Here is a 3,132-nt window from a genome sequence, read left to right on the forward strand (position 1 = left end):
TCAGGCGCTGGATCGCGGACGCCGGCATCGACGCGATCGTCACCACCGGCGGCACCGGCTTCACCGGGCGCGACGTGACGCCGGAGGCGATCGAGCCGTTGTTCGAGAAGCGGATGGACGGCTTCTCGATCGCGTTCCACATGATGAGCCACGCCAAGATCGGCACCTCGACGATCCAGAGCCGCGCCACGGCGGGCGTTGCGGGGGCGACCTACATCTTCTGTCTGCCGGGCTCACCCGGCGCCTGCCGCGATGGCTGGGACGGCATCCTGAAGGCGCAGCTCGACTACCGCACGCGCCCCTGCAATTTCGTCGAGATCATGCCGCGGCTCGACGAGCACCTGCGGCGGCCGAAGGCGCAGGGCGCAACGGTGTGAATGCGAGCATGGCGCTCCTAGAGCATCCGCCGATCAGGTCGCAGAGGAGCTGCTTTCGATGCCATGTTCCTCATTGCTGCGAGGAGCGAAGCGACGAAGCAATCCAGAATCTTTCCGCGGCGGGATTCTGGATTGCTCCGCTTCGCTCACAGCAATGACGGGTTGAGAAATCTACCGCTCGTCTCGATTCGATCAGATCGGCAAACGCTCTAGATTTCGCGTTCCCAGGTCTCGCCGATCAGGTCCTGGCCGAAGCTGCGATGCGGCTCGGCGGCCACGAGCTGGAAGCCGGCGTCCTGATAGATTCGCTGCGCCGCGGTCAGAATGCTCTGCGTCCACAGCGTCATGCGGCGATAGCCGCAGGCGCGCGCGAACGCGATGCATTCGGCGACCAGCCGCTGGCCGAGGCCTTGGCCGCGCGCGGCCGGATCGAGCAGCAGGAGGCGGAGCTTGGCGACATCGTCGCTCGCCTTCACCAGAAACACCGAGCCGACCGGCCGGCCCTCGATGTCAGCGATCCAGCAGCGTTCGCGCGAGGGATCGAACGAGGTCATGAATTTTGCGACGATCTCGGCGACCAGCGCCTCGAAGCCGGAGTCGAAGCCGTATTCGCTCGCATAGAGCGCGCCGTGGCTCTGCACCACCCAGCCCATGTCGCCGGGCCGCGGATCGCGCAGGCTCGCGGCCGGCGGCGCCGTTCGCGGCGCGCCGAGCAGCCGTTCGATCGTCTGCATCGCGCCCGTGAGCCGCCTGCGGTCCTCCGCCGGCAGCGGCCGCAGCATCGCGGCGACGTCCTCATGGGTCGTGCGCTCGAGCTTGGCAAAGGCCTGACGGCCCTTCGCGGTCAGGCTGAGCCGATATTGCCGGCGGTCGGTGGCGAGCGGCTTGCGCACGATCAGGCCGGCCTCGTCGAAATTCTGCACGATGCGGCTCAGGTAGCCGGGGTCGAGGCCAAGCGCGTTGCCGATCTCCTTGGCGGACAGCTCGCCGCGAAGCGGGTCGGGATGCGCGAGCTCGTAGAGCACGCGCGCCTCGCTCAGCGAGAACGGGCTCTTCAGGAGCTGCTGGCCGAGCACGCCGAGCTTGCGGGTATAGAAGCGGTTGAAGGCGCGAACCGCCAGCACCTGGCCGTCCGAGACCTGTCCGGGCGAAGCTGTCGCGGATGATCGGCGTGAGGACATATCGCTCGAAGACATCGGCCACCTCGATGCTTGCCATAGTCAATTAATTATTTGACTTTGGCAAGTATCTCTTTTCGACCTCACGCCATCATCACGATCCGGCTGCGCAGCAGCGTCCGGGAGGAGCGGCCGAGCCGGCGCAGCAACCGCGCCTCGGAGCAGCGGGCATGGGGCGGGTAGCCGCCGAGCCGGTCGTAATGATCCCGTGCGATCAACAGTCCTTGATCGCCGAGCGGCCCGACGATCGTCCGCGCCAGCGCCCGGAACGTCTCGCGCAGGCTGGTATCGGCGTATGGCGAGCGCGCGTAGCGGAACACGGCGGCGCGCGGCCTGCCGCTGGCGGAGACGGTCTGGATGAACTGGGTCGTCTCCTCGATCCAGCCGGCCTCCGGCACCGCGCCGGCATGCAGGAACATCAGCCAGGGCGAACGGGCCTGCAGCGCGCCGGTGGCGAGCGCCGCGCCGTGCTCGCCGGCAAAGCCGATGAAACGGCAGCCTGCGACGTCGGCGACGCGCTCGATCACGCCATTGTCGGCGCCGTCGACCAGCAGGACCTCGCGGATCAGTCCCGCGGCCGCGGCCGGAACCAGCGCGGCCAGGGTTGCCACCGTCGGCTGCTCGACGCCCGCGGTCGGAATGATGACGCTCAGCATGAATGAGGCTTCATTGTCTCAGGCAGGAGAAAGCGTGGCCCGGTTGTCCCTTGTCATAATCATGGCGCCGCGCCGAGCGCAACGGCTTGCCGCACTGCGCCGCTCAAGGGGACAATCCCGCAGGCAGCTGCGGCCGAACGTATCGCCGGGAGCGGCCATATTGCCGAATGTTTCGGCCGCCGGATGAATTGCGGCGCGAAACCGATTTCGCCGCCGGCGATTGTCGAGACGGTGGCACATCACATTGCTGCAAGACTGGATGCAAAGACTTGAATGCCATTGTCGGCGCCGTTGAAGCAGCGACAGGGTGAATATGGAAAAAGGTGACCTGACTTGTCCGAATTGCGGGGCCGGTTTCCGCCGGATCGCACTGACATCTCTGCCCGGCAGATCGGGCGAATTCCGCTGCGCCATTTGTGATACGGTCTTGGAGGTGCTCGACGGCTCCCGCGCCGTTGCCTATCGCCTCACTGTGGCGCCAAGCAGGATCTCAGGGTGAATGCAGACCAACCCGAGTTAGACACGACCGTGGCGGCCGCCAGGCCCGAGGCCGCGCCGATGCTGCGGATACGGGCGTTGATGCTGGGTGACCGCATCAATCCCGCCGGGCTGGAGATCGGCAGCCTGGTCTCGTCAGCGCCGGTCGCCTTCCGTGTCCACGCCGGCCTTGCGGTGATCTTCCGCTATGGCGTCGTGGTGCTGATCGGACTGTTGCCGTCCGAGGAGAAGGCGCTGCTGGACGGCCTCAAGCCGCGCGTCGTCGGCGAACTCACCCCGTACGAGGAAGAGACCGCACAGGCGCAGCTCTGCAATGACGAGGGCGCCGAGGCGGTCCAGCCGGGCGGGCCGATCTGTCTCAGCAAGTTCTCCGACGACCGGCTGCTCCTAATCGCGGATGCGCTCGCCAAGAGCACGGCACTG

Annotated in this window: 5 protein-coding genes; 3 read left to right on the forward strand and 2 right to left on the reverse strand. The window is 66.8% G+C overall.

Translation table 11 applies throughout. The annotated features are described in order from the left end of the window. The coding region (locus KGM94_RS24635; RefSeq protein ID WP_300265166.1) for a molybdopterin-binding protein at positions 1–377 on the forward strand (377 nt) is incomplete at its 5' end. A gap of 209 nt (positions 378–586) precedes the next feature. On the opposite strand, the gene KGM94_RS24640 is transcribed toward KGM94_RS24635, so the two are convergent. Beyond that, the gene (locus tag KGM94_RS24640) at positions 587–1,573 is read right to left on the reverse strand and encodes a helix-turn-helix domain-containing GNAT family N-acetyltransferase (RefSeq protein ID WP_300265169.1); all 987 of its coding nucleotides are present in this window, start codon (positions 1,571–1,573) and stop codon (positions 587–589) included. A gap of 65 nt (positions 1,574–1,638) precedes the next feature. Beyond that, the gene (locus KGM94_RS24645) at positions 1,639–2,211 is read right to left on the reverse strand and encodes a glycosyltransferase (protein ID WP_300265172.1); all 573 of its coding nucleotides are present in this window, start codon (positions 2,209–2,211) and stop codon (positions 1,639–1,641) included. Between the two features lie 313 nt (positions 2,212–2,524). Between KGM94_RS24645 and KGM94_RS24650 the strand changes: the two genes are divergently transcribed. Together KGM94_RS24650 and KGM94_RS24655 are read left to right on the forward strand one after the other, a co-directional pair. Next, on the forward strand, positions 2,525–2,710 hold the full coding sequence (locus tag KGM94_RS24650) for an MJ0042-type zinc finger domain-containing protein (protein ID WP_300265175.1): 186 nt from the start codon (positions 2,525–2,527) through the stop codon (positions 2,708–2,710). Positions 2,711–2,790: 80 nt separating this feature from the next. Continuing rightward, positions 2,791–3,132, forward strand: a 342-nt coding sequence (locus KGM94_RS24655; RefSeq protein ID WP_366526273.1) for an RMD1 family protein, incomplete at its 3' end; no start/stop codon positions are given.

Source organism: Bradyrhizobium sp., assembly GCF_028868675.1.
Taxonomy (GTDB): Bacteria; Pseudomonadota; Alphaproteobacteria; order Rhizobiales; family Xanthobacteraceae; genus Bradyrhizobium.

What these genes read in the sequence shown, in the direction of transcription:
- KGM94_RS24640 (WP_300265169.1), bottom strand. Translation starts at nt 1,573, where the DNA reads ATGTCTTCGAGCGATATGTCCTCACGCCGATCATCCGCGACAGCTTCG.
- KGM94_RS24645 (WP_300265172.1), bottom strand. Translation starts at nt 2,211, where the DNA reads ATGCTGAGCGTCATCATTCCGACCGCGGGCGTCGAGCAGCCGACGGTG.
- KGM94_RS24650 (WP_300265175.1), top strand. Translation starts at nt 2,525, where the DNA reads ATGGAAAAAGGTGACCTGACTTGTCCGAATTGCGGGGCCGGTTTCCGC.